At 71.5% G+C, this 26,097-nt stretch carries 29 protein-coding genes; 28 read left to right on the forward strand and 1 reads right to left on the reverse strand.

Features of this window, described 5'->3' with window-relative positions; translation table 11 throughout:
• Positions 1–104 precede the first annotated feature (104 nt).
• The 15 genes from fliD to HF995_RS09790 all read left to right on the forward strand — a co-directional run bounded on the left by fliD (position 105) and on the right by HF995_RS09790 (position 12,575).
• Positions 105–1,451: a flagellar filament capping protein FliD gene (gene fliD, locus HF995_RS09720; RefSeq protein ID WP_168447631.1), complete on the forward strand. Its 1,347-nt coding sequence runs from the start codon at positions 105–107 to the stop codon at positions 1,449–1,451.
• A gap of 13 nt (positions 1,452–1,464) precedes the next feature.
• On the forward strand, positions 1,465–1,899 hold the full coding sequence (fliS, locus tag HF995_RS09725; protein ID WP_350308832.1) for a flagellar export chaperone FliS: 435 nt from the start codon (positions 1,465–1,467) through the stop codon (positions 1,897–1,899).
• Positions 1,900–1,912: 13 nt separating this feature from the next.
• Positions 1,913–2,245: a hypothetical protein gene (locus HF995_RS09730; protein ID WP_168447632.1), complete on the forward strand. Its 333-nt coding sequence runs from the start codon at positions 1,913–1,915 to the stop codon at positions 2,243–2,245.
• Positions 2,246–2,432: 187 nt separating this feature from the next.
• A complete protein-coding gene (locus HF995_RS09735; protein ID WP_168447633.1) occupies positions 2,433–2,774 on the forward strand; it encodes a flagellar basal body rod protein FlgB in 342 nt (113 codons plus the stop codon).
• Positions 2,774–3,169, forward strand: a complete 396-nt coding sequence (locus HF995_RS09740; protein WP_168447634.1) for a flagellar basal body rod protein FlgC — start codon at positions 2,774–2,776, stop codon at positions 3,167–3,169. The genes HF995_RS09735 and HF995_RS09740 overlap by 1 nt, the downstream gene beginning before the upstream one ends.
• A complete protein-coding gene (gene fliE, locus HF995_RS09745; protein WP_168447635.1) occupies positions 3,169–3,507 on the forward strand; it encodes a flagellar hook-basal body complex protein FliE in 339 nt (112 codons plus the stop codon). Before HF995_RS09740 ends, fliE begins: the two co-directional genes overlap by 1 nt.
• On the forward strand, positions 3,507–5,114 hold the full coding sequence (gene fliF / locus HF995_RS09750; protein ID WP_168447636.1) for a flagellar basal-body MS-ring/collar protein FliF: 1,608 nt from the start codon (positions 3,507–3,509) through the stop codon (positions 5,112–5,114). Before fliE ends, fliF begins: the two co-directional genes overlap by 1 nt.
• The gene (fliG, locus tag HF995_RS09755) at positions 5,111–6,193 is read left to right on the forward strand and encodes a flagellar motor switch protein FliG (protein ID WP_350308833.1); all 1,083 of its coding nucleotides are present in this window, start codon (positions 5,111–5,113) and stop codon (positions 6,191–6,193) included. The genes fliF and fliG overlap by 4 nt, the downstream gene beginning before the upstream one ends.
• A complete protein-coding gene (locus tag HF995_RS09760; RefSeq protein ID WP_168447637.1) occupies positions 6,183–6,878 on the forward strand; it encodes a FliH/SctL family protein in 696 nt (231 codons plus the stop codon). Before fliG ends, HF995_RS09760 begins: the two co-directional genes overlap by 11 nt.
• Positions 6,875–8,197 carry a FliI/YscN family ATPase gene (locus HF995_RS09765; RefSeq protein WP_168447638.1) on the forward strand — a complete coding sequence of 441 codons (1,323 nt, stop codon included), beginning with the start codon at positions 6,875–6,877 and terminating at the stop codon, positions 8,195–8,197. The genes HF995_RS09760 and HF995_RS09765 overlap by 4 nt, the downstream gene beginning before the upstream one ends.
• A complete protein-coding gene (locus tag HF995_RS09770) occupies positions 8,197–8,652 on the forward strand; it encodes a flagellar FliJ family protein (RefSeq protein ID WP_168447639.1) in 456 nt (151 codons plus the stop codon). Before HF995_RS09765 ends, HF995_RS09770 begins: the two co-directional genes overlap by 1 nt.
• A complete protein-coding gene (locus HF995_RS13630) occupies positions 8,649–9,401 on the forward strand; it encodes a C40 family peptidase (RefSeq protein WP_210727385.1) in 753 nt (250 codons plus the stop codon). Before HF995_RS09770 ends, HF995_RS13630 begins: the two co-directional genes overlap by 4 nt.
• A complete protein-coding gene (locus HF995_RS09780) occupies positions 9,398–10,876 on the forward strand; it encodes a flagellar hook-length control protein FliK (RefSeq protein ID WP_168447640.1) in 1,479 nt (492 codons plus the stop codon). The genes HF995_RS13630 and HF995_RS09780 overlap by 4 nt, the downstream gene beginning before the upstream one ends.
• Before the next feature lie 24 nt (positions 10,877–10,900).
• The gene (locus HF995_RS09785) at positions 10,901–11,368 is read left to right on the forward strand and encodes a flagellar hook capping FlgD N-terminal domain-containing protein (RefSeq protein WP_168447641.1); all 468 of its coding nucleotides are present in this window, start codon (positions 10,901–10,903) and stop codon (positions 11,366–11,368) included.
• 28 nt (positions 11,369–11,396) lie between these two features.
• Positions 11,397–12,575, forward strand: coding sequence for a flagellar hook protein FlgE (locus tag HF995_RS09790; protein WP_168447642.1), 1,179 nt, complete (start codon positions 11,397–11,399; stop codon positions 12,573–12,575).
• 77 nt (positions 12,576–12,652) lie between these two features.
• On the opposite strand, the gene HF995_RS09795 is transcribed toward HF995_RS09790, so the two are convergent.
• Positions 12,653–14,299, reverse strand: coding sequence for a methyl-accepting chemotaxis protein (locus HF995_RS09795; protein WP_350308834.1), 1,647 nt, complete (start codon positions 14,297–14,299; stop codon positions 12,653–12,655).
• A gap of 246 nt (positions 14,300–14,545) precedes the next feature.
• Here HF995_RS09795 and HF995_RS09800 point away from each other — a divergent pair, with 246 nt between their 5' ends.
• From HF995_RS09800 to HF995_RS09860, 13 genes are all read left to right on the forward strand, one after another.
• Positions 14,546–14,833, forward strand: a complete 288-nt coding sequence (locus tag HF995_RS09800; protein WP_210727386.1) for a flagellar FlbD family protein — start codon at positions 14,546–14,548, stop codon at positions 14,831–14,833.
• A 3-nt stretch (positions 14,834–14,836) separates the two neighbouring features.
• Positions 14,837–15,604 (forward strand): motility protein A, encoded by a 768-nt coding sequence (locus HF995_RS09805; protein ID WP_168447643.1) that lies wholly within the window; start codon positions 14,837–14,839, stop codon positions 15,602–15,604.
• Positions 15,601–16,533, forward strand: a complete 933-nt coding sequence (locus HF995_RS09810; protein ID WP_168447644.1) for an OmpA/MotB family protein — start codon at positions 15,601–15,603, stop codon at positions 16,531–16,533. The genes HF995_RS09805 and HF995_RS09810 overlap by 4 nt, the downstream gene beginning before the upstream one ends.
• Before the next feature lie 2 nt (positions 16,534–16,535).
• Positions 16,536–17,063, forward strand: a complete 528-nt coding sequence (locus tag HF995_RS09815) for a flagellar basal body-associated FliL family protein (RefSeq protein WP_286189509.1) — start codon at positions 16,536–16,538, stop codon at positions 17,061–17,063.
• Between the two features lie 213 nt (positions 17,064–17,276).
• A complete protein-coding gene (locus tag HF995_RS14140) occupies positions 17,277–18,128 on the forward strand; it encodes a flagellar motor switch protein FliM (RefSeq protein ID WP_168447645.1) in 852 nt (283 codons plus the stop codon).
• On the forward strand, positions 18,125–18,880 hold the full coding sequence (gene fliN, locus HF995_RS09825) for a flagellar motor switch protein FliN (RefSeq protein ID WP_168447646.1): 756 nt from the start codon (positions 18,125–18,127) through the stop codon (positions 18,878–18,880). The genes HF995_RS14140 and fliN overlap by 4 nt, the downstream gene beginning before the upstream one ends.
• Positions 18,880–19,527: a flagellar biosynthetic protein FliO gene (locus tag HF995_RS09830; protein ID WP_168447647.1), complete on the forward strand. Its 648-nt coding sequence runs from the start codon at positions 18,880–18,882 to the stop codon at positions 19,525–19,527. The genes fliN and HF995_RS09830 overlap by 1 nt, the downstream gene beginning before the upstream one ends.
• Before the next feature lie 89 nt (positions 19,528–19,616).
• Entirely contained in the window at positions 19,617–20,459 is an 843-nt protein-coding gene (gene fliP / locus HF995_RS09835; protein ID WP_210727400.1) for a flagellar type III secretion system pore protein FliP, read from the forward strand.
• Entirely contained in the window at positions 20,459–20,734 is a 276-nt protein-coding gene (gene fliQ / locus HF995_RS09840) for a flagellar biosynthesis protein FliQ (protein WP_168447648.1), read from the forward strand. Before fliP ends, fliQ begins: the two co-directional genes overlap by 1 nt.
• A gap of 1 nt (position 20,735) precedes the next feature.
• Positions 20,736–21,500, forward strand: coding sequence for a flagellar biosynthetic protein FliR (locus HF995_RS09845; protein WP_168447649.1), 765 nt, complete (start codon positions 20,736–20,738; stop codon positions 21,498–21,500).
• Between the two features lies 1 nt (position 21,501).
• Positions 21,502–22,737, forward strand: coding sequence for an EscU/YscU/HrcU family type III secretion system export apparatus switch protein (locus tag HF995_RS09850; RefSeq protein ID WP_168447650.1), 1,236 nt, complete (start codon positions 21,502–21,504; stop codon positions 22,735–22,737).
• Complete coding sequence (locus HF995_RS09855) at positions 22,734–24,794, forward strand: flagellar biosynthesis protein FlhA (RefSeq protein WP_168447651.1); 2,061 nt, start codon at positions 22,734–22,736, stop codon at positions 24,792–24,794. Before HF995_RS09850 ends, HF995_RS09855 begins: the two co-directional genes overlap by 4 nt.
• Positions 24,772–26,076 carry a hypothetical protein gene (locus HF995_RS09860; RefSeq protein ID WP_168447652.1) on the forward strand — a complete coding sequence of 435 codons (1,305 nt, stop codon included), beginning with the start codon at positions 24,772–24,774 and terminating at the stop codon, positions 26,074–26,076. Before HF995_RS09855 ends, HF995_RS09860 begins: the two co-directional genes overlap by 23 nt.
• Positions 26,077–26,097 lie beyond the last annotated feature (21 nt).

The raw sequence follows: 26,097 nt of genomic DNA on the forward strand, positions 1-26,097 counted from the left end.
CGGCGGGAGGACCACGGTCCTCCCGCCGCACGGCCACACCAGAGCTGCTCCCGCAGCTCGCACGCACGGCATGCAGCCACCCGTAACGAACGAAGGGCATCACGATGGCCGGTCTCGCGATCGACGGTCTCAGCTCCGGACTCGACACCACCGCGCTCATCAACAGCCTCATCGCGGTCGAGGGCAACCAGCAGGTTCTCCTCAAGCAGAAGCAGGCGACGGGCTCCTCGCTCGTGACCGCTCTGCAGGCGCTCAACACGCGAGTCGCGTCTCTTGCGGAAGCAGCGAAGACCGCCACGAAGGACACTTCGTGGGGTGCGGTCAAGGGCACCTCGAGCGCCGAGTCCGTCGTCGTCACCGCTGCGAGCGGTGCCGTCCCCTCGACCCTCTCCTTCACGGTCGACCGTGTCGCGACGTCTCAGTCGTCGCTCCTCGCGATCCCCGCCGACCTCGACCCTGCCGACCCGACGCTGACGATCTCGCTCGGGGGCAAGGACACCGCTGTCACCGCGCTGACGACCGACCCGCGCGACATCGCCGCCGCGATCAACTCGTCCGACGCGGGCGTCAAGGCCGCGGTCATCAACGTCGGCACCGCCGACACGCCGAGCTACCGGCTGCAGCTGACGGGGACCGCGACGGGCGCGGCCAGCTCGTTCACGGTCTCCTACGCCAGCGCGGGCGGGCCCGCCGCCGCGTCGCTGAGCCAGGTCCGCGCCGCGGGCGACGCGAAGATCACACTCTTCCCCGGCACGGACGCGGCCCAGTCGATGACGAGCGCCACCAACGCGTTCAACGGGCTCCTCGGCGACGTGACGATCACCGTCTCCAAGGTCGAGGCAGAGGCCGTCACCGTCGACGTCGTGCGGGACACCGAGGCGCTGACGAACCTCGCGAAGAACCTCGTGAGCAACATCGGAGTCGTCCTCTCCGAGATCAGCTCGCGGACCAAGGCGAGCACGGGCACCGCGTCCGACGGCTCCGCGACCCTCAAGCCCGGGCTGTTCGGCGGCGACGCGACGGTCCGCATGCTCCAGCAGGACATCCTCTCGCAGGCGAGTGCGCCGATCGACGGGGTGTCGCCGGCCGACGTCGGGATCGTCATCGCGCGTGACGGCACGTTCACGTTCGACCAGGAGAAGTTCTCGGCCGCCCTCGCTGAAGACCCCGCGAAGGTCCAGAAGATCGTCTCCGGCGTCGCCGCGAACGTCCAGGCCGTCGCCGACCGCGCCTCCGACAAGGTCGACGGATCGCTGACGAACCGCATCAAGTCGACCGAGGCGTCGGTCAGCGAGATGGGCGACCGCATCTCCGACTGGGACGACCGTCTCGCTCGCCGTCGCGAGACCCTCGTGCGGATCTACTCCGCGCTCGAGGTGTCGATGAGCAAGATGCAGTCGACGTCGAACTGGCTGTCGTCGCAGATCGCGCAGCTGAACGCGACGAAGTAGACGAGGAGAGACCGTGACCACCGACCTGAGATCCGAGTACCTCGCGCAGAGCGTGCTCAACGCGACACCGTCGACGCTCGTGACGATGCTGTACGACCGGCTGCTGCTCGACATCAGCCGTGCCCGCAAGGCGATCGAGGCAGGCGACAAGGCGGGCTGCAATGCGGCAGCCCTCCACGCCCAGGACATCGTCACCGAGCTCATGACGACGCTCGACGTCAACGCGTGGGCCGGCGCGCAGAACCTGCTGACGCTCTACTCGTACCTGAGCACCGAGCTCGTCAAGGCGAACGTCAACCAGGACGACTCCCGGTTCGATGCGTGCCGTGCTCTCATCGAGCCGCTGCGCGAGGCGTGGCACACGGCGGCCCGCGAGCTGTCGGCCGAGCAGGCCGCTCCCATCCCTCCGGCCGTCGTCGGCCCGAGGGGTGAGCTGGGCGTCGGGTGAGCACGTGCTGACCATGACCGACGACACCGCCACGTCGGCGTGGATCCGCGCGCTCGACATCCTCGAGCGCGACCTCGCTGAGACGAACGCGCTCCTCGATGCAGCGCCCGACAACGAGATCGCCGAGCTCGCGCTCCGGCGCGCGTCCCAGTGGCGTGTCCCGCACGGCATCGGCCCGCTCCCGCGCGCCCTCGGCGCGCGCGCGACCGCCGTGCTCGAGGCGCAGAAGGCGACCGCGAGCAGGCTCGCGCGTGCCATGGCGGCGACGCGCCGCCAGGTCGAGGTGATCGACGCCTCCGACCCGTTGGAGCGCGAGCGCCCCGTCTACCTCGACACCGAGGGCTGAGGCTCCCGCCTCGTCGCACGCCGGGTCCGAAGTGTCCGTCACGTGACGATCGTCGGGCGGACCTGCAACTCCGCAGGCGGGAACCTCTCAACAGCGGGACCTGCGTCCCGATAGGACCGACGAGCATGGATCGCTCGTCATACCGGCCACGGACAGGCCACTCGGACCACACCTCAGGGACATCTCCGTGTTCGATTCCGTGGGTTTCGGTGCGCTCAACAGCGCCCTGGACGGCCTCGCTCTGCGCCAGCGCGTCATCGCGCACAACATCGCGAACATCCAGACGCCAGGCTTCCACGCAGGCCGCGTCTCGTTCGAGGACGCCCTCACCTCGGCGGTCCGCGGTGGCAACGGCTACGTATCAGCAGTCCAGCAGACCTCGCTCGAGCCCACGCGTCTCGACGGCAACAACGTCAACCTCGACGCGGAGACCCTGCTCAACGTCGACACCAACCTGCGCTACCAGCTCGCCACCCAGGCCATGGACGGGCAGTTCAGCCAGATCCGTACTGCGATGAGGACCAACTGATGACGACGTTCGGAGCACTCGGGATCGCCTCGACGGGCATGACCGTCCACCGCAAGTGGCTCGACGCGATCAGCGACAACCTCGCCAACGCCAACAACGCCACGCGCACCGACGAGGCAGCCTTCCAGGCACGCTACGTCGTCGCGGACGAGATGCAGCAGGGGCAGGGCGTCCAGGTCGCGGGCGTCGTCCTCGGTTCCGCCGAGGGACGCATGGTCTACGAGCCCAACAACCCGCTCGCCGACGCCGAGGGCTACGTCCGCTACCCCGACATCGACATGTCCAGCCAGATGAGCTCGCTCATCATGGCCCAGCGCGGCTACCAGGCGAACGCCGCCGTCGTCGACCGCGCCCGCGCCACCTACGAGGCCGCACTCCAGATCGGTAGGAACTGATGAGCTTCCCCGTCATCCCCGTCGGCGCCGTGAGCGCCGGAGCCGTGACCGGTGCCACCGGCACCGGCTACCTCGACCTCACCGGTGCGAGCCCCGCACAGGGGCCCAGCACGACCGGCCCCGCGTTCGCGTCCTCCCTCACCGGCGCCATCGAGAACCTCCAGGGCGCCCAGGAGAAGTCGAGCGCCCTCGCGATCCGCGCCGTGACGGGCGACCTCGACGACGTTCACGACTACACGGTCGCCGCGAGCCAGGCAGCCGTCACGCTCGAGCTCACCGCCGCCGTCCGTAACAAGGCCGTCGAGGCCTTCACCGAGATCATGAGGATGCAGGCCTGATGCCCGAGAAGATCTCGCACGCCGCCGCCCGCCTGGGCGCGGCCATCAAGGAGTTCACGATCGCGCAGCGCACGCTGACGCTCATCGGGCTCGGTGTCCTGGCTGCCATCGTCGTCGGCCTCTACGCGTGGAGCTCGCGCCCCACCTACGCGCCGCTGTACACGGGCCTCGCCGCGGCCGACGCGAGCGCCGTCGTCGAGCAGCTCGACGCCTCCGGGGTCGCCTACCAGCTCGCCGACGGCGGTGCGACGGTCATGGTCCCGAAGGACTCCGTCTACCAGATGCGCCTCAAGACGGCCGCGGCCGGCCTGCCCGCCGCGAGCGACGGCGGCTACTCGCTCCTCGACGAGATGGGCATGGGCTCCTCGGAGTTCCAGCAGTCCACCACCTACAAGCGTGCGATGGAGGGCGAGCTCGCCAAGACCATCAGCGCGATGAAGGGCGTCGAGACCGCGTCCGTCCAGCTCGCCCTCCCCGAAGAGACCGTGTTCGTCGCCGAGAAGGCCGACCCGACCGCGTCCGTCTTCGTCGGGCTGCGCACCGGCGCGACCCTCGACGACGACCAGGTCCAGGCCGTCGTCCACCTCGTGTCCGCGTCGATCGAGGGCATGAAGACGACCGACGTCGCCGTCATCGACTCGACCGGCAAGGTCCTGTCCGCCGTCGGCGTCGGCACGGCCGGCACCGGCTCCGGCAAGCAGAACCGCGAGTACGAGGAGCGCATCTCCGCCTCCGTCCAGACGATGCTCGACCGCATCGTGGGCCCCGGCAACGCCGTGGTCTCCGTGGCTGCCGACCTCGACTTCGACCAGGTACAGCGCACCTCCGAGCGCTTCGAGAGCGCGGACGGCGTCCAGCCGCTCTCCGAGACCCGGACGTCCGAGACCTACACCGGCAGCGGCGCACCCGGAGGGACCGGCGTCCTCGGCCCCGACAACATCGCCGTCCCGACCGGCGGCAACGGCGAGGGCGAGTACGCCAACGAGTCCGAGACCCGGAACAACGCGGTCGACAAGGTCACCGAGGTGACCGAGACCGCGCCCGGCACCGTCCGCCGTCAGTCCGTGTCCGTCGCCGTCAACCAGAGCGCGGCCGCGGCCCTGTCGATGGCTGAGCTCGAGACCCTCGTCGCCTCGGCCGCCGGCATCGACCAGCAGCGCGGCGACGTCGTCACCGTGTCGCGGATGGCGTTCGACTCCTCGAACGCCGAGGCCGCCCAGGCCGCCCTCGCGGAAGAGCGCGCCGCGACCGAGAAGGCCGAGCGCGCCGCGCTGATCCGCACGGGCGTCATGGCAGGCCTCGGGGTCGTGCTCCTCGTCGCTCTCGCCGTCGTCGTCGCCCGGGCACGCAAGAGCAAGGGCGACGAGCGCACCGCGCTCGACATCGGCGACCTCGAGCCGCTGCCCGTCTCGCCGGTCGACCCGACCGCGCTCGCCCTCGACATGGTCGAGGAGACCGAGCAGACCCTCGCGATGATCGCGCCCGTCGACGAGCTCCAGCTCGACGCCGAGGCGAAGCGCGCCGAGGTCGGCTCCATGGCCGACACCGACCCGTCCGAGATCGCTGACCGACTCCGCTCGATGATGGACGTGGGGGCTCGCAAGTGACCGTCGTGACCACGAGCGACCCCGCCGTCGCCGCCGCCGTGGACGCTCCGCGCGTCGAGCGCCCGCGCCCCAACACCGCCGCCCTCTCGGGCACGCAGCGTGCCGCGCTCGTGCTCATGCAGCTCGGCCGCGAGCGGGCTGCGCGCGTCCTGTCCGAGCTCTCCGAGCCGGAGATCGAGGACATCACCGCCGCGATCGTCCGCATGGAGCGCGTCGACCGGGACATGGCCGACCAGGTCATGCGGGAGTTCTACGACACCCTCCAGGGCGGGCAGATGCTCGCGCACGGCGGTCTCGGCTTCGCGACCCAGCTCCTCGAGGCGGCCGTCGGCGACGAGCGCGCCGCGACGATGCTCGAGCGGCTCCAGGAGTCGCTCGCCGGTCAGCCGTTCGAGTTCCTCCAGGCGGCCGACGCCCGTCAGGTCATCGCCCTCATCAACGGCGAGCACCCGCAGGCGATCGCCCTCGTCCTCGCCCACCTGCGACCCGAGCACGCCTCGCTCATCCTCGGCGGCCTCCCGCCCGCGACGCAGGCCGCCGTCGCGCACCGCATCGCCCTCATGGACCGCGCGGCGCCCGACGTCGTCGCGACCGTCGCCGAGTGCCTGCAGCGCAAGTCTGCGAGCGTCCTCACGCCACGCGAGACGAGCCAGATCGGTGGCGTGCAGCCGCTCGTCGAGATCATCAACCGCGCCGACCCCGGCACGGAGAAGCTCATCCTCGAGGGCCTCGAGGAGCAGGACGCCGAGCTCGCCGACGAGGTGCGCAGCCGCATGTTCGTCTTCGCGGACATCGTCCTGCTCGAGGACCGGGCGCTCCAGCTCGTCCTGCGCGGCGTCGAGACGCCGACGCTCGCGCTCGCGCTCAAGGGCGCCGGCGAGGGCGAGCGCAACGCTGTCCTGCGCAACCTCTCGGAGCGTGCGCGCAGCAACCTCACCGAGGAGATCGAGCTGCTCGGCGCCGTGCGCGTCTCGCAGGTCGAGGAGGCGCGCAGCCAGATCGTCCAGACGATCCGCCGCCTCGAGGAGTCGGGCCAGATCATCATCCGCCGCGAGGGCGAGGACGAGTATGTCTCCTGAGCCCGGCTTCGCGACCACGCAGCTCGCCGTCGTGTCCGACGCGCGCACCCAGCAGGTGCGCGAGCAGGCACGCGTCGGCGGCTACGCGGCGGGCTGGGCCGAGGGCACGCGAGCGGCAGCCGTCGCGGCGCAGCGCGCCGCAGAGCGGGTCGCGGAGCGCGTCGAGGACGAGCGCGCAGTGGCGCGCGCCCAGGTCGACGCCGCTCTCGCGACGCTCGCCGCGGCCGCGCGCGCGGTCAACGACCGCACGATCCCCGTCGTCGAGGAGTCGCACGAGCTGATCGTGCGCCTCGCGCTCGACCTCGCCGAGGCGATCGTCGGCGTCGAGCTCTCCAGCTCGGAGCGCTCGGCACGGTCCGCTCTCGCCCGCGCTCTCGCGGTGCCGGCAGGCACCGAGATCGTGGCGATCCGCCTCAACCCGCAGGACCTCGCGCACCTCGATCTGCTCGCGGGCGCAGCGGCGAAGGCCGGCCACGTCGTCGGCGTCCCCGACGGTGTCGAGCTCGTCGCCGACGCGACGCTCGCGCCGGGCGACGCGATCAGCGACCTGCCCACCGGCTACCTCGACGCGCGCGTCGCGACCGGTGCCGCACGCCTGCGCGCCGCCGTCGAGCAGGCGCTCGACAGCGGCGAGCCGCTCGTCGAGCAGGCCGTCGCAGCCGGAGACCCGGAGGCGCGGACATGACCTGGACTTCGACGCTCGCCGTCGCGCGCCCCGAGGTCGTGGGACGCGTGCGTCAGGCTGTCGGTCTCTCCGTCGAGGTGGAGGGGCTCGACCTCGCCATCGGCGACCTCGTCCAGCTCGGCGACGGTCCCGTCGGCGCGGGCACCCACATGCCCGCCGAGGTCGTCGCGGCGACCGCCGGCGCCGCGCGCTGCATGCCGCTCGCGCCTCCGCACGGCCTGCGCGCCGGCCTCGAGGCCCGCGCGACGGGCGGGTCGTTGCGCGTCCCCGTCGGTCCCGGCCTCCTCGGTCGCGTGCTCGACGGTCTCGGTCAGCCGATCGACGGCAAGGGCCCGCTGCGGGACGTCACGTACGTCGACATCGCGGGACGCGCGCCGCACCCGCTCGCGCGCCAGCGCGTCACGGCCCCCCTCAACCTCGGCGTGCGCACGCTCGACACGCTCACGACGGTCGGCTGCGGCCAGCGCATCGGCCTGTTCGCCGGCTCGGGCGTCGGCAAGTCGACGCTCCTGTCGATGATCGCGCGCGGCACGGACGCGCAGATCTCGGTGATCTCCCTCGTCGGTGAGCGCGGCCGTGAGGTCCGCGAGTTCCTCGAGGACGACCTCGGCCCTGAGGGCCTCGCCCGCGCGGTCGTCGTCGTCGCGACGTCGGACCAGCCGGCGCTCGTGCGCAAGCGCTCCGCGTTCGTCGCGACCCGCATCGCGGAGCATCTGCGCGACGGCGGCGCGGACGTCGTGCTGATGATGGACTCGCTCACGCGCGTCGCGATGGCCCAGCGCGAGATCGGCCTGTCGGTCGGCGAGCCGCCCGCGACCCGCGGCTACCCGCCGAGCGTCTTCTCGCTGCTCGCCGAGCTGCTCGAGCGCGCTGGTACCGGCGCGACCGGATCGGTGACGGGCATCTACACCGTCCTCGTCGACGGCGACGACCACAACGAGCCGATCGCCGACCAGGCGCGCTCGATCCTCGACGGGCACGTCGTGCTCGACCGCAAGCTCGCGACGTCGGGCCACTTCCCGTCGATCGACGCGCTCGGCTCGATCTCCCGTGTCGCGTCGCGCGTCACGTCGCGCGAGCAGCGTGCGGACGCGACCGAGCTGCGCCGCGTCATGGCGGCGCGCCGGTCGGTCCAGGACCTGGTCGACGTCGGCGCGTACGTCGCGGGCTCGAACCCGCTCGTCGACGCGGCTCTCGCGAGCTCGCGCGAGATCGACGCGTTCTTGCAGCAGGGCGTCGACGAGGCTGCGCCCGCAGCCGACTCGTGGGCGCGGCTGCACGAGCTCGTCGGTCGGTTCGGGACGAGGGAGGCAGCCTGATGGCGGACAAGTTCCGGCTCGCGGGCCTGCTGCGGTTCCGCAAGCTCCAGGAGGACCAGGCGGCCGCCGAGCTCGGCCGTGCGAACGCCCAGACGGCACGTGCGCGTGCGCACGCCCGTGCGGCTGCCGAGGCGCTCGGCTCGCACTCGACGCCCGACGCGATGGACGTCAGGGCGTGGCGGGCGGCTCTCGCGGGCCGTGCCGCGCTGCGCACGGACGTCGACGTCGCTACCGCTCTCGTCGCCCGCGCAGCGCGCACCGCGCAGGAGCGCGAGGACGAGTGGAAGGCTGCACGCTCGCGGTCCCTCCCGCTCGAGAAGCTCGAGGAGCGGCACGCGGAGCGCGTCGCCCAGGAGGAGCTGGCCGCGGACCAGATCGTGATCGACGAGGCGGCGAGCCGGGCGCGTCCGCCCGAGGACGTCGCCGGTGCGACGACGGGGGAGGAGACGCGATGAGCATCGACTCCGTCCTCAGCCGCGTGGCCACGATCGAGTCGCTCGTGCGTTCGACGGGTGCTCGCAGCGGTGGTGTCCTCGGCTCGTCCGCGTTCGCGACCGGCGCGCCGGACACGACGTCGAGCACGTCGGCCGTCTCCGCGTCGTCGACGCAGTTCGCGCAGGCGCTCGCGGCGGCGGGTGAGACGACCGGCGCCCAGGACCCGACGGTCCCCGCAGCAGGCGCGACCGCCACGGGTCTCGTGGCGTCCGCCGAGAAGTACCTGGGCGTCCCGTACGTCTGGGGCGGTGAGACGACGGCCGGCATGGACTGCTCGGGCCTGGTACAGCGTGCGCTCGCCGACCTCGGCGTCGACGCCCCGCGCACGGCGCGCGAGCAGATGACGACGGGCACCCCGGTCGCGTCGCTCGACGAGGCGCTCCCGGGCGACCTCGTCGTGTTCGACGGCGGCTCGCACATCGGCATCTATGTCGGCGACAACCGCATGATCCACGCTCCGAAGCCGGGCAAGGTCGTCCAGGAGGCGGAGGTCTACGAGAAGCCGACCGCGATCCGGCGGGTCCTGCCGGGAGCCGCGAGCCAGAGCGCCACGACCACGGCGCTCATGTCCGCTCTCGCCTCGGTGGGAGCCACGAGCGGCGTGCCCGGCACGGGCGCCGCCGCGACCACGGACGCGCTGACCAGCGCAAGCACGTCCGTCGACGCGCAGCGACTCGCGCTGCAGATGCTGACAGGGAGTGCCGCATGACCGTCCAGATCTCCGTCGTGGACCTCAGGGCCGCGAGGCCCGCGGTCCCGGCGCCCGCTGCCGCGCGGACGGACGACGCCTTCGCGAGGACGCTCGACCGTGCGACGCAGGACCGCCAGCCTGCCGACGGTGCGGTGAGCGCTCGTCGTGAGGATCGTGCTCAGGCCGAGCGCGCTCTCGCGGACCGCGCGCAGCTCGCGCGCACCCAGGAGCGTGCGCAGGCTGACAGGTCGCGCGCCGAGCGTGCCCGTACGACGCGTGCTGACGCGGCCCGTGCTGACGCGGCGCGTGCTGACGCGGCGCGGGACGGCTCGCGGGCCGCGCGCGGGACGTCGTCGCGCGACGAGGTCCGCCCGCAGGCCGAGCATGACGACGCCGCCGTCACGGACGACACGACCACGCAGGCAGCGTCGGACCAGGCTCCGACGGCGCCGGTCGCCGACGTCGAGACCCCCGTCGTTCCGGTCGTGGTCGGCACCGGGCTGACCGAGCCCACGCAGCAGCCGCTCGCCGAGGCGGGCGCCGAGGTGTCCGCCGTCGAGGCGACGCCTGTTGCGCCCGCGGACGAGACGGCGCAGCCTGTCGCCGCTGCCGCGCCGGCCGCTGCGCAGGCCGCCACCCCGGTCGTCGCGGCCGCCACCGTCGCCGCCCCGGCGGTCGACGAGCCGCAGGCCCCGGTCGCCGACGGCACCCGTGCGGCGGCTGCGCTCCAGCGCAGCGCCGCCCTCGGCAGCTCCACGGCCGCCCAGCCCGCAGGCCAGGCCGCACCGCTCACCCAGGACGCGACGCCCCAGCGTGTCGAGCCCGCGGCTCAGCAGCAGGTCGCCACGGCGACGCCGCAGCCCGACGCCGCAGCCGCCGCACCCGCGGTCGCCGCGATGCGCCCGGCCGGGGTCGAGCAGACGACCGGCCGTGCGTTGCCCGAGGGGTTCACCCCGGTCGGCGCGACCGCCGCGGCGAGCCCGACGCCGCAGGCCGCCCCGACGGCCCCGGCCGCAGCGCCCGCAGCTCCTGCCCGAACCGAGGCACCGCCGCTCGCCGAGCAGCTCCGTGCACCGCTCGCACGCCTGCGGGCGCTGCCCGCGGGCGACCACATGCTCACGCTCCGCGTCGAGCCGAAGGCGCTCGGGCCCGTCGAGGTCCGTGCGCACATCGGCGCTGACGGTGTCCGCATCGAGCTCGTCGGTGGGACCGACGCGGCGCGCGAGTCGCTCCGCGGGATCCTGCCCGAGCTCCGCCGCGACCTCGCCGCGACCGGCATGCAGGCCCAGCTCGACCTCGGCTCCGGCCGGTCCGACAGCCAGGGCGCCCAGCAGGGCAGCGGGCTCGACACCGACGGCGGCCGCGGCTCCGGTCGCCCCGAGGCCGCGCGCGGTGACGCGCGTGGTACGTCGGTCGACACCGCGTCCGCGCCTGCACCGCGCCCCGACATCCTCCCGACCGACGGACGCTCCGGCGTCGACGTCCTCGCCTGAAGCTCCCCCGAAAGGACACGCACCATGTCAATCAGCACCGAGGGTGTCGGCGGCGGCTACACGTCGATCCACGCCGGGAACACGGTCTCGAAGGCCAAGCAGACCCTCGACGGCGAGACCTTCCTCAACCTCCTCGTCGCGCAGCTGCGCTACCAGGACCCGAGCGCACCGATGGACACGACCGAGATGATGGCGCAGACCACGCAGCTCGCGTCCATGGAGAAGCTCACGTCGATCGCCGACGCGACCCTCGAGACGTTCGCGCTGCAGATGCGCGCGACCGCCGCCGAGTTCGTCGGCAAGGACGTGTCCTACACCGACGCCGAGGGCAAGACCGTCAACGGTCACGTCTCGAGCGTCTCGTTCGCGGGCGCCGTCCCCGAGCTCCTCGTCGACGGCGTGAAGGTCAGCCTCGACTCCGTCTCCGGGATCCTCGGCGCGCCCGCCGAGAAGCCCGCACCCACGACCCCCACCGACTCCTCCGCGTCCTAGTCCGGCGTACCACCCGAAGGGAACCACCATGCTTCGCTCGCTGTTCTCCGGCATCTCCGGGCTCCGCTCGCACCAGACGATGCTCGACGTCACCGGCAACAACATCGCCAACGTCAACACCACCGGCTTCAAGGCCTCGCAGACCCAGTTCCAGGACACGCTCAGCCAGGTCCTGACGAACGCGGGTGCGCCGACCGCCGACACCGGTGGCACGAACCCGGCCCAGGTCGGCCTCGGCGTCAAGGTCTCCGCGATCTCGACGAACTTCCAGCAGGGCGCCGCCCAGACGACGAACCGCTCGACCGACGTGATGATCTCGGGCGACGGCTTCTTCGCGGTCAAGAGCGGTGCGCAGACGTTCTACACCCGCAACGGCTCGTTCGACTTCGACGCGCAGGGTCGCCTCGTGACGTCGGAGGGTGCGTTCGTCCAGGGCTGGGCGGCTGACGCGGCCGGCGGGATCGACACCGCGGGTGCCCTGAGCAACCTCACGCTCCCGATGACCACGCTCGTCGGCGCGCAGCCGACGACGAACATCAAGTTCGGTGGCAACCTGCCGTCCGACGCGGCCGTCGGCACGGCGCTCGTGCGCGACGTCGAGGTGTTCGACAGCCTCGGCAACGCAGGCACCGTCTCCCTCACGTTCACGCGCACCGCGACCGGCTGGGGCGTGAGCGGCTCCGACGGGACGAACACGGTGACCGGCGCCGAGATGCAGTTCGACGCCTCGGGCGCCCTCACGGCCGGTGGCACGATCACGGTCGGCAGCCGCACGGTCGAGCTGGGCACCGTGACGGGCTACGCGGCCCTCACGACGGTCGAGGCGATCAGCAAGAACGGCTCGCAGGCCGGTGCCCTGCAGTCCTTCCAGATCAACGCTGACGGCACGATCATCGGCGCCTTCTCGAACGGCACCAAGCAGCCGGTCGGTCGCATCGCGATCGCGACGTTCGCCAACCCGGTCGGTCTGCAGAAGGCGGGCGGCTCGATGTACGAGACGTCGGTCAACTCCGGCGACCCGGCGGTCGGGGTGGCGGGTGCGGGCGGCCGTGGTGGCCTCATCGGTGGCGCGCTCGAGATGTCGAACGTGGACCTCTCCCAGGAGTTCACGAACCTGATCATCGCCCAGCGCGGCTTCCAGGCGAACTCGCGCGTGATCACCACGAGCGACGAGCTGCTCCAGGAGCTGGTCAACCTCAAGCGCTGACCCTCGGCCCACCGAGGCACGAGAAGGGGGCGTGGTCGCCATCGGCGACCACGCCCCCTTCTCGTCGTCCTGCGCGGCTAGATGGTGAAGCCGGCGATCCGCTCGCGCAGGGTCGTCGACACGGCGGCGAGCTCGTCGATCGTGCCGCCCGAGCCGGACAGCGCGTCGCTCGACGAGGCCGTCGCCTGGGCGACGCCCCCGATGTTGACGGCGATGTCGGCCGAGCCGGTGGCGGCCTCGGAGACGGAGCGGGACATCTCGTTGGTGGTGGCGGTCTGCTCCTCGACGGCGGAGGCGATCGTGAGCTGGTAGTCGTTGATCTTGGCGATGACGGCGGAGATCTCGGTGATGGCGTGGACGGCGTTGTCGGTGTCGGCCTGGATGGCCTCGACCTTGCGGGCGATGTCCTCGGTGGCGCGTGCGGTCTCCTGGGCGAGGTCCTTGACCTCGGAGGCGACGACGGCGAAGCCCTTGCCGGCCTCGCCGGCGCGGGCGGCCTCGATCGTGGCGTTGAGGGCGAGGAGGTTGGTCTGCTCGGCGATCGAGGTGATGGACTTGACGACGTTGCCGATCTCCTGGCTGGAGGTGCCCAGGCGGGTGACGGTCACGGTCGCGTCGGCGGCCTGGGTGGTGGCGCGGTTGGCGACGTCGGCGGCCTCGGAGGCGTTCTGGGCGATCTCGCGGATGGAGGCGCCCATCTGCTCGGCGCCGGCGGCGACGGTCTGGACGTTGCGGGAGACCTGCTCGGCAGCGGCCGCGACGACGCCCGCGGCGGCGGAGGCCTCGTGCGCGCCGGAGGCGAGCTCGGAGTTGGTCGCGGCGAGGTCTTGGGCGCCTGCGGCGACCGCGCTGGCGTCGGCCGCGACGAGCTCGAGGGTCGCCCGGAGGTTCGCCTGAGCGGCCACGAGCGACGCGGCCATCTGACCGATCTCGTCCTTCGCGGTGAAGTCGACCTCGCTCGTCAGGTCGCCCTCGGCGAGACGCTCGAGGGCGTCACGCACCGCGGCGACGGGCCGGCGGATCTGGCGCGTCACGAACACACCGAGCGCGAGCAGGACGGCCATGACGACGGCGATCGTCGCGATCATGACGGTCATCATGAGGGTCGAGCGTGCCGCGGCGTCGTCCTGGATGCGGTCGGCGGTCTGCGTGACCTGGACGGTCGTCTCGGAGAGCTCGGTGACGACCTCGGCGCCGAAGTTCGCCGCCTTGCCCGTGCGCAGGTAGTGCACGGTGAGCATGTCGCCCGAGATCGCAGCGGGGACGAGGCCGCGGGTCAGGACGTCGGCGTACTGGGTCCAGGCGGTCGTCAGGTGCTCCTGGTTCGACGACTGCTCGCCGGTCACCTCGACGAAGAGGGAGAAGAGCACGTCGAGCGACGCCGTGGCGCTCTGCGTGGCCGCCTCGACCTCGGCGGCGGCGTCGGTGCGCTGGTCCGCGGTCGACGCTGCGAGGTCGAGCGCGGCGGCGCGGGTTCGCCACACCTCGTTGTTGACGTCGAGGACGGCGTCGTGGAGCCGCTCGGTCACGTCCGCCATCGAGCCCATGCTCGTGCGTGCCTGGACCACGCCGACGGCGCCCGTCGCGCCGATCACGAGGCAGGCGACGAGCGCGCCGACGACGAGCCCCATGATCTTGGTGCGGATCGACACGTCACGGAGCCGGCTGGCGAGCGGTGTGCGGGCGGGACGGTCGTCGACCGTCTCTTCCGAGGGGGTGGACACGATGGTCTCCTCATGCTGGTGCTTGTGCGGTGGGGACGTGCAACACGTCACATCCCTCATGAGGTGTTCATCGGCCGACGGTGGGCGTGTTCAACAGGACTTCGAAAGCGTTTTCCCAGGGTGGGGCTGTCATCTTCGACAAAGGGGACACACCGGCTCTGGTCAATGTCTCATATCGCGGCCGGGGGCACCGATCTGGCTCGTGACGGTTCATGGACGGACCGGTGACGACACCAAGGATCGGTGATGGTTGTGATTGTTGTGACGCGCCTGAACGGGCCGCGCTTCGCGGTGAACCCGGATCTGGTGCAGCGTATCGACAGTGCGCCCGACACGATCCTGACGCTGATGGACGGCACCAAGTACATCGTCCAGGAGGACATGGAGACGGTGATCGACCTCGTGGTCGACTACCGGGCCCGGCTCGTCGCGCGTGCGCAGGAGCTGCAGGCAGAGTCCATGTACGACCAGACGACCGAGCGGCCGTCCGGGTTGAGCGTCGTGCCCACCCTCACCGACGACGAGAGGTCCTGACGCATGGATCCGGCAACCATCATCGGGCTCGTGGTGAGCTTCGGCGGGATCATCGCGATGATCTACCTCGAGGGCTCCCAGATCCAGAGCATCTTGCTCCCTGCCCCCATGATCCTCGTGTTCGGCGCGACGATCGGCGCAGCCCTCGCGAGCTCGACGCTCGTCGACTTCAAGGGCGCGATGCGGGCGATCCCGCGGGCGTTCACGGCGAAGGTGCCCTCTCCGGACGCGTCGATCGAGCGCATCGTGCAGCTCGCCGACCGCGCCCGCCGCGAGGGCCTGCTCGCGCTCGAGGACGAGGCGCGCACGATCGACGACCCGTTCCTGCGCGACGGTCTGCGTGCCGCGATCGACGGCACGGACCCGGAGGACCTGCGGGTCATCCTCGAGGACCGCATCGACGCGAAGCGTCGCGCCGACAAGGTCATCTACAAGTTCTTCAACACGATGGGTGGATACGCCCCGACGATCGGCATCGTCGGCACCGTCGTCTCGCTCGTGCACGTGCTGTCCAACCTCGCGAGCCCGGACGAGCTCGGGCACATGATCGCCGCGGCCTTCGTCGCGACCCTCTGGGGCCTCGCGAGCGCCAACCTCATGTGGTTGCCGCTCGGCGGCCGTCTCGCCCGCATCTCCGATCTCGAGTGCGCTCAGATGGAGATCGTCCTCGAGGGCCTGCTCTCCGTGCAGTCGGGTGCCAACCCGCGCCTCGTCGGTGAGCGCCTGCGCAGCCTCCTGCCGCCCGGCCAGCAGGTCAAGGACGCAGCATGAGCAGGCGTCGCAAGCGGGTCGAGGAGGAGGAGCACGAGAACCACGAGCGGTGGGCCGTCTCCTACTCCGACATGATGACGGTGCTCATGGCGCTGTTCCTCGTCATGTACGCGATCAGCACCGTCGACCAGACGAAGTACGAGGAGCTCGCGCAGTCGCTCTCGTCCGGGTTCGGTGCGGGAGACTCGGTCGTCCTCGTCGACAAGGCCGGGCTGATGAACGAGCACGGCGAGGTCATGAACGTCAAGGACATCAACGACATCGCGCCGAGCATCTCGTCGGGCGTCGTCACGGGATCGTTCGACGGCTCCGAGGGTGAGTTCTCGGCCCAGGACTACGCCGAGGCCGAGGCCGAGTACGACCACCTCGAGGAGATCCGCGACCACATCGAGGAGAACCTCGCGCGCGTCAAGCTGTCGGACGCCGTCACGTTCCGCATCACCGAGCGTGGGCTCGTCGTCGGCATGATCACGACCGACGTCTTCTTCGACACCGCGTCGAACGAGCTGACGAAGACGTCGCGCAAGGTGATCGACGCCGTCGGCAAGCCGCTGCGGACGATCAACAACGAGATCGCGATCGAGGGGCACGCGGACATCGTCCCGACCGGCTCGACCGCGAAGACCAACTGGGAGCTGTCGTCTGCACGTGCGACGACCGTCCTGCGTCGCATGGTCGAGAAGTCGCGGCTGGAGCCCGCGCGGATGTCTGCCGTCGGCTTCGGCGACGCCCGCCCGCTCGTCGACAAGACCGACACGAAGTCGCTCGCGGCCAACCGCCGTGCCGACGTCGTCGTGCTCAGCGACAAGCCCGAACGCATCCGTGAGCTGCTCACGGTCGTCGACGAGAACCGCAAGAAGAAGAGCTCGGCCGTGCAGGACGGCGAGGCCACGGCCGCAGCCCCCGCGAGCCAGCAGGAGAAGGAGTAGCCATGGCCGTCGTCGAGCAGCGCGTGATGGGCGCCAAGCCCAAGATCGGCGCGAACAAGATCCAGCCGCGCGAGCGCACGGAGACCGCTGCCCCCGAGCCCGAGTCCACCGAGAAGGCCAAGGGGCGCGGCAAGCTGCCGTGGATCGTCGTCGGCGTCCTCGTCGTCGCGGTCCTCGCGGGAGCCGCCTACTTCTTCCTCGTCGCAGGCAAGGACGACGGCGCCGCGAAGGAGCCGCCCGCGCCCGTCGCGGGCGAGATGGTGACCCTCGAGTCGATGAACATCAACCTCGACGGCAACCACTACCTCCGCATCGGCCTGGGCCTCCAGCTCACCGAGGAGGCCCACGAGATCGACCTCGTCAAGGCCCAGGACGCCACCATCGCGCTCTTCTCCGGCCGGCCGGTCACCGAGATCAAGAGCGCGGAAGGGCGTGCCGCGCTCAAGAACGAGCTGACCGCCTCGCTCCAGGAGATCTATGGGGCGGACCAGGTCATGGGCGTCTACTACACGGACTTCGTCGCCCAGTAGCCGCACGCGGTGGCAGGCGCGCGGTTCCGCGCCTGCCACCGCGACCGGCCCGCGGCTGGCGGAGCGGTCGACGCCCGCACGTCGACGCGCTCTGCGCGTGGCGCCGCAGTACTTCTCATTTCGGACGCGCCTGTGCCGATCGAGGTTGTCGTGACGGAACAACGCAACCTTCGGCCAGCTCCGACGGTGGAGACCTACGACTTCCGCCGACCCATGACCCTGGCGCGCGAGCACTCCCGTGCGATCGAGGTCGCGGGCGAGACGTTCGCCCGGCAGTGGGGCACCCAGCTGACCTCCCGTCTGCGCGTCGTCTGCGGCGTCGGTCTCGAGAGCGTCCAGATGATCTCGTACGACGAGTACATCGCGACCCTCGCCGACCAGACGCTCATGGCGGTCGGCTCGGTCGAGAACGGCCGGTCGACGGCCGTCCTCCAGACGCCCGTCGAGCTCGCGCTCCTGTGGGTCGACTACCTCCTCGGCGGGCCCGGCCTGCGCGGGGTCGTCCCCGCCCGCGAGCTCACCGAGATCGAGACGGCGCTCCTGACGGACCTCGTGCAGTCCAACCTGCACGACCTGCGCTACGCGTTCGCCGCCGTCGCACCGCTCGACATCAAGCTCGGCGGGTTCCAGTACAACCCGCAGTTCGCGCAGCTCGTGCCCGCGTCGGAGCCGGTCATCGTCCTGACGTACACGATCGCGATCGGTGACGACCGCGACACCGCGACGCTCATGGTCCCGGCCGAGCACCTCCTCGACGCGCTGCGCGCAGGGGAGGCCGCGAGCAAGAGCCGCGCCGCCGACGCCGAGACCGAGGCGGCCCGCGCCAAGATGCACGCCGGCATGCGTGAGGTCCCCGTCGACCTCACGGTGCAGCTGCGCCCCCTGACCGTCCACCCGCGCGAGATCCTCGCGATGCAGGTGGGGGACCTGATCATGCTCCACCACTCCGCATCACGTCCGTTGGACGTGGTCGTCGACGACAAGGTCCTGGCCCATGCGGTGGCCGGGGCGAACGGCCGTCAGCTTGCCTGCCAGGTCGTGGATTTTGAGGAGAACGAACGATGAAGAAGACCCAGGCGGCCCTGGCCGTGGAGTCCGAGCTCGCGCTCAAGGCGGCGCTCGCGCTCGTCGAGCTGATCCCGTCGGACGTGCCCCTGGCCGTCCGTGGCGTCGAGGCTGACGACCTCGCGCCGACCGGCGCCGGGGTCGTCGCGAACGTGGTCGGTGCGGTGAGCGCCGAGCTCGTCGTCGTCGTCGGCGAGACGGTGGACCGTGCGCTCGGCGGTGCGGGCGGTGCGTCCGTGTCGCTCGCCGACGCGCTGCGCCCGTCCCTGCAGGCGGCGTCCGACTCGTTCGGCGAGGGGGTCCTCTCCGACGTGCGCATCGCGCCCGACGCGTCCGACCTGCTCGTCGTGCCGGGCACGCACCTGTTCGCCCTCACGGTCGCTGACGAGGTCCAGGGCTGGTTCGCCGTGCGGATCAAGCAGGCGCCCGCGCCTGCGGCCTCGGCTCCCGAGGCCAAGCCCGCCGAGGAGAAGAACATCCGCCCGATGGACCTGACGAACATGTCCACGATGCGCATGCTCTACGACGTCGAGATGACGCTGACCGCCGAGATCGGCCGCGCCAAGCTCCCGGTCCGCCAGGTCCTCGAGCTCGTCCCCGGCGCCGTCATCGAGCTCGACCGCGTCGCGGGCAGCCCCGCCGACCTCATGGTCAACGGGCGCCTCATCGCCCGCGGCGAGGTCGTCGTCGTCGACGAGGACTACGGCCTGCGCGTCACCGAGATCGTCGACCTGGGGCAAGCAGGCCTGTGATGGGTGACACCGTCGTCGTGCTGCTGCGCGCCCTGGTCTCCCTGGGCGTGGTTCTGGGCCTGATCTGGTGGGCAGGCCGACGCCTGAGCTCCGGCAAGGGTCCGGTCGGCGGCTCGGCGACGGGTCCGCGCGCCGGGCGCGCCACGGGGGCGCTCGGTCGCGGTCTCGGCCGTGTGCGCGACGCGCTGCGCGGTGGCGGCAGCGCCGCGCAGGCGCCCGCGATCGTCGTGCTCGGCAAGCAGGCGCTCACCCCGAAGGCGGGGCTCGCGCTCGTCGAGGTCGGTGGTCGACGCCTGCTGCTGGGCGTGGGGGAGCAGGGCGTGACCGTGCTCGACACGCAGGACGCGCCTGCCGCGCAGCCCGCGGCCGTCGCCGTCCGCCCGGACGGCGACCTCGCACGCGAGGCGACCCCGGTCGCCGTCGTGAGCGAGAGCGGGGCGGTCTTCGCAGCCGAGCTCGACCACGCGGTCACGGCGGTCCCGGTCGACGTGGACGAGCCGGCCGAGCCTGCGGCTCGCGTCGCCGCGGACGACGGCGACGCGCAGGTCCTGAGCCTCACGTCGCGCGGCAGCGCGCTCGACGGGTCGATCCTCTCGCCCACGACGTGGCGTCGCGCCGCGACGGCCCTCCAGCAGGGACGGCGATGACCTCCACCTTCACCACGGCGCGCGTGCGCTCGAGCCGCGGCCCTGCGCCGCGCGAGGTCGCCATGCTCCTCGGCCTCGTCCTGCTCACGATGCTCGCGATCGTGCTTGCCGGCGTCGTCACCGCGCCCGCCGCGCAGGCTGCGCCCACCGCGCAGGCCGCGCCCGCGACCGCGGTCGCCGCGCAGGTCGCGCACGTCCTGCCCGCCGCCCCTGGCGACCCCGTGCCGCCGACGCCGCCCACCGCGCCCACCGACCCGGCCGGCGACCAGGGCACCTTGTCCGTCTACGTCGACGGCGACCGCGCGAAGCCGTCGAGCTCCGTCGTCGTGCTCCTGGGCATGACGGTCCTGTCGGTCGCGCCCGCGCTGCTGCTCATGATGACCAGCTTTACGAAGATCTTCGTGGTGCTCGGCCTCACGAGGAACGCGCTCGGACTGACGAACGTCCCGCCGAACCAGGTGCTCGCCGGGCTCGCGCTGTTCCTGTCCCTGTTCATCATGCAGCCGGTCCTGAGCCAGGTGAACGACCTCGCGCTGCAGCCCTACCTCGACGGCTCGATCGACTTCACGAGCGCGGTCGAGGTCGCCACCGGGCCCCTGCGCGACTTCATGCTCGCGCACACCCGCGAGGACGACATCGCGCTGATGACCCGCATCTCCGACAGCCCGAACCCCGAGACTGCCGCGAGCACCCCGATCCTCACGGTCATCCCCGCGTTCATGCTCTCCGAGCTGCGCGCCGCGTTCATCATCGGGTTCGTCATCTTCGTGCCGTTCCTCGTTATCGACCTCGTCGTGTCCTCGGCTCTCATGAGCATGGGCATGATGATGCTCCCGCCCGTGATGATCTCCCTGCCGTTCAAGCTGCTGCTGTTCGTCCTCGTGGACGGGTGGGCGCTGATCATCACCCAGCTCGTAGGGACGTACACCTGATGGACACCTCAGCCGTCCTGGACATCGCAGCCGAGGCGCTCACGATCGCGGCCAAGCTCGCCGCGCCGATCCTCATCACCTCCCTCGTCGTGGGCTTCGCCATCTCGCTCGTGCAGTCGATCACCCAGATCCAGGAGGTCACGCTCAGCTTCGTGCCGAAGGCGATCGCGGTCGCGGTCGCGCTCCTGGTGACCGGGCACTGGATGATCGAGGAGATGGTGGCGTTCACCAACGAGCTCTTCAGCCGCATCCCTGGGCTCCTCGGCGGCGGCTGACATGACGGTCACGCTCGCGCTGACCACCATCGAGGCGATCGCGCTCGCCAGCGTGCGGATCGCCGCGTTCCTCGTGATCGCCCCGCCCTTCAACCATCGCGGGCTCTCGGGGCAGGTCAAGGCCATGCTCGCGTTCGGTCTCGCGCTCGCGGCCGCGCCGCGCGTCGGGACGACGGGCGGCATGTCGTCGGCCGAGTTCATCACCGCGCTGACCGTGAACGTCGTCATCGGGGCAGGCATGGGCTTCCTCGTGGCGCTCATCTTCTCCGGGATCACGGCGGCCGGGTCCTTCATCGACTTCTTCGGCGGTTTTCAGATCGCGCAGGCCTACGACCCGGGTTCTCAGGTCAACGGCGCGCAGTTCACGCGCCTGTTCCAGATGACCGCGATCGTGCTGCTGTTCGCGACGGGCGCCTACCAGGTCATGCTCCTCGGTGTCGCGACGAGCTTCGAGGTCGTGCCGGTCGGCGCGGGCCTCGACCTGTCCTTCCTCGGCGCCAAGCTCACCGAGACGATCACGACGATGTTCGTGTGCGCGCTGCAGATCGCGGGCCCGCTCATCGTCGTGCTGTTCCTCGCCGACGCCGGTCTCGGCCTGGTCACGCGCGTCGCCCCCGCGCTCAACGCGTTCGTCCTCGGGTTCCCCCTGAAGATCTTGCTCTCGCTCACCTTCGGGGTGTTCGTGCTGCTCGGCCTCCCCGAGATGGTGTCTTCGCTCACGGGCAAGGTCCTCATGTCGTTCGCCGACATGATGGGGGTGGGCTGACATGGCGGGTGAACCGGCCGGGGAGAAGACCGAGAAGGCCACACCGCAGCGGATGAAGAAGCTGCGCAAGGAAGGCGCCCTGCAGAGGTCGCAGGACGTCTCCGCGTGGCTCGGCGTCGGGGCCGCGGCGGTCATGATGCCCGCGGCGATCGGCAACGCGAAGCGTGTGGGGGAGGAGCAGTTCCGCAGTCTCGGCGACATCGTCGCCGACCCGACCGCGGACCGGGCTGTCCGGTTCTTGTCCGACGGGCTCGGCTCGGTCCTCGTGTCGCTCGCCCCCGTGCTCGCGGTCGTGGTCGTGGCCGCGATCGTCGCGAACGTCGCCCAGGGTGGCCTGCACATCGCGACGAAGAAGCTCAAGCCCACGTTCAAGCAGTTCAACCTCGTCCAGGGCATCAAGAAGACGTTCGGCGCCCAGGCGCTGTGGCAGGGCCTCAAGGCGCTGCTCAAGACGGTCGTCATCGGCGTCGTGCTCTACACCGCGATCCAGGGGCTCGTGCCGGTCCTCATGACGGCCGGCGGCCTGTCCCTCTCGACGATCATCGGCGTCGGCAGCGGCGGCGTGCAGAAGCTCGTCGTGTGGGCGGTCGCCGCGGGCCTCGTCCTGGCAGCCGCGGACCTCTTCGTCATCATGAAGCGCAACCGCAAGCAGACGCGCATGACGAAGAAGGAGATCAGCGACGAGAACAAGCAGTCCGAGGGCGACCCGCACATCAAGGGTCAGCGCCGTGCGCGCCAGATGGCGATGAGCCGCAACCGCATGATCGCGAACGTCGCGGACGCCGACGTCGTCGTCGTCAACCCGACGCACGTCGCGGTCGCGCTGCGGTACACGCCCGGTCAGGGTGCCCCGAAGGTCGTCGCGACGGGCAAGGGGGCTGTCGCCACCCGCATCCGTGAGATGGCGACCGAGCATCGTGTCCCGATGGTCCAGGACATCCCGTTGGCCCGGGCTATTCATGCAATGTGCCGAGTGGACGATGAGATCCCCGAGGAGCTGTTCACCGCGGTCGCGCAGGTGCTCGCGTTCGTCATGGCGCTCAAGCGTCGCGGCGCCTCGGCAGGCCAGCACACGATGGCCACGCCGACGCCCGTGCCGCCCACGCCGACGGCCGCCGAGCGCGCCAGACGGCGGCGCGCGGCCCGGGTCGCGAGCCGCGCGAGCGCGCGGCCGCCGGGCCACGAGGACAGCACGAGCGGGACACACGCAGGATCGACGGGACGGGAGACTCGATGAAGAAGGCTGGGCTCAGCAAGCTGGCGGTGCCGATCGGCGTCGTCGGTGTCGTCCTGCTGCTCGTCGTGCCGCTGCCCGCGGCCATGCTCGACGTGCTCATCGTCGTGAACATCACGTTCTCCCTCGTGATCCTGCTGACGGCGATGTACGTCAAGCGCCCGCTCGACTTCTCCGTGTTCCCGTCGATCATCCTGATCGCGACGCTGTTCCGGCTCGGGCTCAACGTCGCGTCGACGCGTCTCGTGCTGCGCGACGCGTTCGCCGGCGAGGTGATCCACGCGTTCGGCAGCTTCGTCGTCGGAGGCTCGCTCGTCATCGGGCTCGTGATCTTCATGATCCTCGTCGTCATCCAGTTCGTCGTGATCACGAACGGTGCCGGCCGCGTCGCCGAGGTGGGCGCACGCTTCACCCTCGACGCGATGCCTGGCAAGCAGATGGCGATCGACGCCGACCTCAACGCCGGCATCCTCACCGAGGACGAGGCCCGCAAGCGTCGCGCCGAGGTCACCGCCGAGGCCGACTTCTACGGCGCCATGGACGGTGGCTCCAAGTTCGTCAAGGGCGACGCGATCGCCGGCATCGTCATCACGATCATCAACCTCGTCGGTGGCTTCATCATCGGCATGATGCAGCGCGGCATGTCCGCGGGCGAGGCGCTCGAGACGTACTCGCTCCTCACGGTCGGCGACGGACTCGTCACGCAGATCCCCGCTCTGCTGCTGTCCGTCGCGACCGGTCTCATCTGTACCCGCGCGAGCGCCGAGGACGACCTCGGCACCGCAGCGTCGGGTCAGCTCCTGCAGTCGCGCACGGCGCTCAGCATCGCTGGCGGCGGCGCGATCGTCTTCGGTCTGATCCCGGGCATGCCCAAGCTGCCGTTCTTCGTCGTCGGCATCTTCCTGCTCATCGCGTCGCAGCGGCTCAAGGCGAACGAGGCGAAGGCAGCGCGCGAGGCCGAGCAGGCTGCCGCGACCCAGCTCCCGGGTGCTCCGGCGAAGGACACGAACGAGCAGCTCATCGAGGAGATGCGCGTCCACGCGCTCGAGATCCACCTGTCTCCGGACCTCGTGGACCTCGTGCGCCCCGGCGCGTCCGACGACCTGCTGGGCCGGATCCGCTCGCTGCGCCGCAAGATCGCGCTCGACCTCGGCATCGTCGTGCCGCCCGTGCGCACACGCGACTCGGTCGAGCTCGCGCACGCGACGTACGCGGTGCGCGTGGCCGGCGTCGAGGTCGCGCGCGGGTTCCTGCCGCCGGGCCGCGTGCTCGCGCTCGGCGACGACCTGTCCTCCCTGCCTGGCGACCAGGTCCGCGAGCCCGTGTTCGGGCTCGACGGCAAGTGGGTCCCGGCCGAGCTGCGGTTCGCGGCGGAGATGTCGGGCGCGACGGTCGTCGACCGCGTGTCCGTGCTCATCACGCACCTGTCGAACGTCGTCACGCAGAACGCCGACCGCCTCCTGTCCCGCGAGGACGTCCGCGTCCTGACCGAGGGCGTCAAGCAGGTCAACCCGTCCGTCGTCGAAGAGCTGATCCCCGGGATCATGTCGCTCGGCGAGGTGCAGCGCGTCCTGCAGGGCCTGCTCTCGGAGGGGGTCGCGATCCGCGACCTGTCGCGCATCTACGAGGCGCTCACGCTGCGCGCGAAGGTCTCTGCGGACCCCGAGGGGCTCGTCGAGGCGGCGCGCCGCGAGCTCGGCCCGTCGATCACCGCGAGCCACGCCCGCAACAACGTCCTGCGCGTCATCACGCTCGACCCTGTGCTCGAGCACTCCCTCCTCGAGGGGCTGCGTCCGGGGGAGGGCGGCACGCAGCTGTCGATCGACGTGGCGCGCGCCGAGGCGATGCTCGTCTCGTACCAGCAGGTCCGCGCGCAGTCCGAGGGCCGCGGCGAGCACCCCGTGCTCGTGTGCGCGCCGGCGATCCGTCCCGCGCTGCACCGCCTGGTCGCTGGCCAGGTCGGCCCCGCGACCGTGCTGTCGTACACCGAGGTGACGGGCTCCGGCATCCAGATCGAGACGGTGGGGGTGGTCCGCGATGTCGCGGCAGTTGCTGCTTGACGGGCCTGACCTCGAGAGCCTCATGGCGCGCGTGCGCCGTGAGCACGGCCCGACGGCGCGCATCGTCAAGGCCGAGCGCGTCCGCTCGGGCGGCATCGGCGGCTTCTTCGCGCGCGAGTACTTCGAGGTCACGGTCGACGTGCCGGACCCGAACGGCGTGAACGCTCGCACGACGGCGCGTGCGCCCGAGGTCCCGCGGCCGCGCGTGCGCGGCCTCGCCGACCTGCTCGACGCGGCCGACGCCGCGGAGCAGGGTGCCCTCGAGCGGTCGACGACCGCCCAGGCGCACGCCCCGGTCGAGGGTCCTGCGCTCTCCACGACGGGCGACACGTTCGCGTCCGTCCTCGACTCCGTGCGCAACCTCGCGGTCGGCACGGGGGTCGTGAACGAGCCCGAGGGGTTCGTCGCGGCGCGGCCCCGCAGCGTCAGCCGGGACGACGTCGTGCTGGGCCGCCTGCCGGACGACCAGCCTGTGCGCGCCGCCGGCGACGGGCGTGACGTGCGCACCGACGTGCGCCACGAGGCGTCCCGTCTCGACCCGAGCGCGCCGGAGGTCGTCCCGTCCGCGGTCGTGGGCACCGCACGTGCGTCCGTCGTCACGCGCAGCAGCGGCTCGACCGTGAGCGAGCTGCTCGACGTCGGCGTACCGATCGAGCTGCTGCGCGACGTCGCAGGCCACGTCGACGCGGCCCCGGGCCTGCGGCTGCCGCTCTCCGAGATCTTCATGCACGTGCCGCGCGCCCCACGGCCCCTGCGCGCGCCCGGCGCGGTCGTCGTCGTCGCGGGTGCGGGCCAGCTCGCGGTCGACGCCGCACGCGTCATCGCGCGCCGGCTCGGCATCTCTGACGCCGACGTCGCCCTCGCGGGGGACTTCACCGTCGAGAGCGGCGCGGGCCGCTGGGTCATCAGCGCGGCGGCCGCTCGCAAGCTCGCGACGGAGGCAGGCCGCGCTGGGCTGCCGCTCGTCGTCGCGCTCTGCGTGAGCTCCGAGCGCTACGCGCGCGCCGAGGCCGCCGACTTCCTCGAGGACCTCGACGCCGACCAGCTGTGGGCCGCCGTCGAGGCGGACCGTTCTGCGAAGGACACGACACGCTGGCTGGGCGCCGTGGGCCGGGACCTGGACTTCGACGCGCTCGCCGTCTCGAAGGTCGCCGAGTCGACGGCGCCCGCGCAGGTGCTCTCCTACGGCGTCCCGGTCGGCTTCCTCGACGGCCTGCCCGCGTCCGCGCCCGTCTGGGCCGCGACCCTCGCGGAGCACCTCGAGGACGCGGTCTGGGACTGAGACGCCGAGCGGACGGTAGGA

Source organism: Sanguibacter hominis ATCC BAA-789 (genome assembly GCF_012396185.1).
In the GTDB taxonomy this organism is placed as follows: domain Bacteria; phylum Actinomycetota; class Actinomycetes; order Actinomycetales; family Cellulomonadaceae; genus Flavimobilis; species Flavimobilis hominis.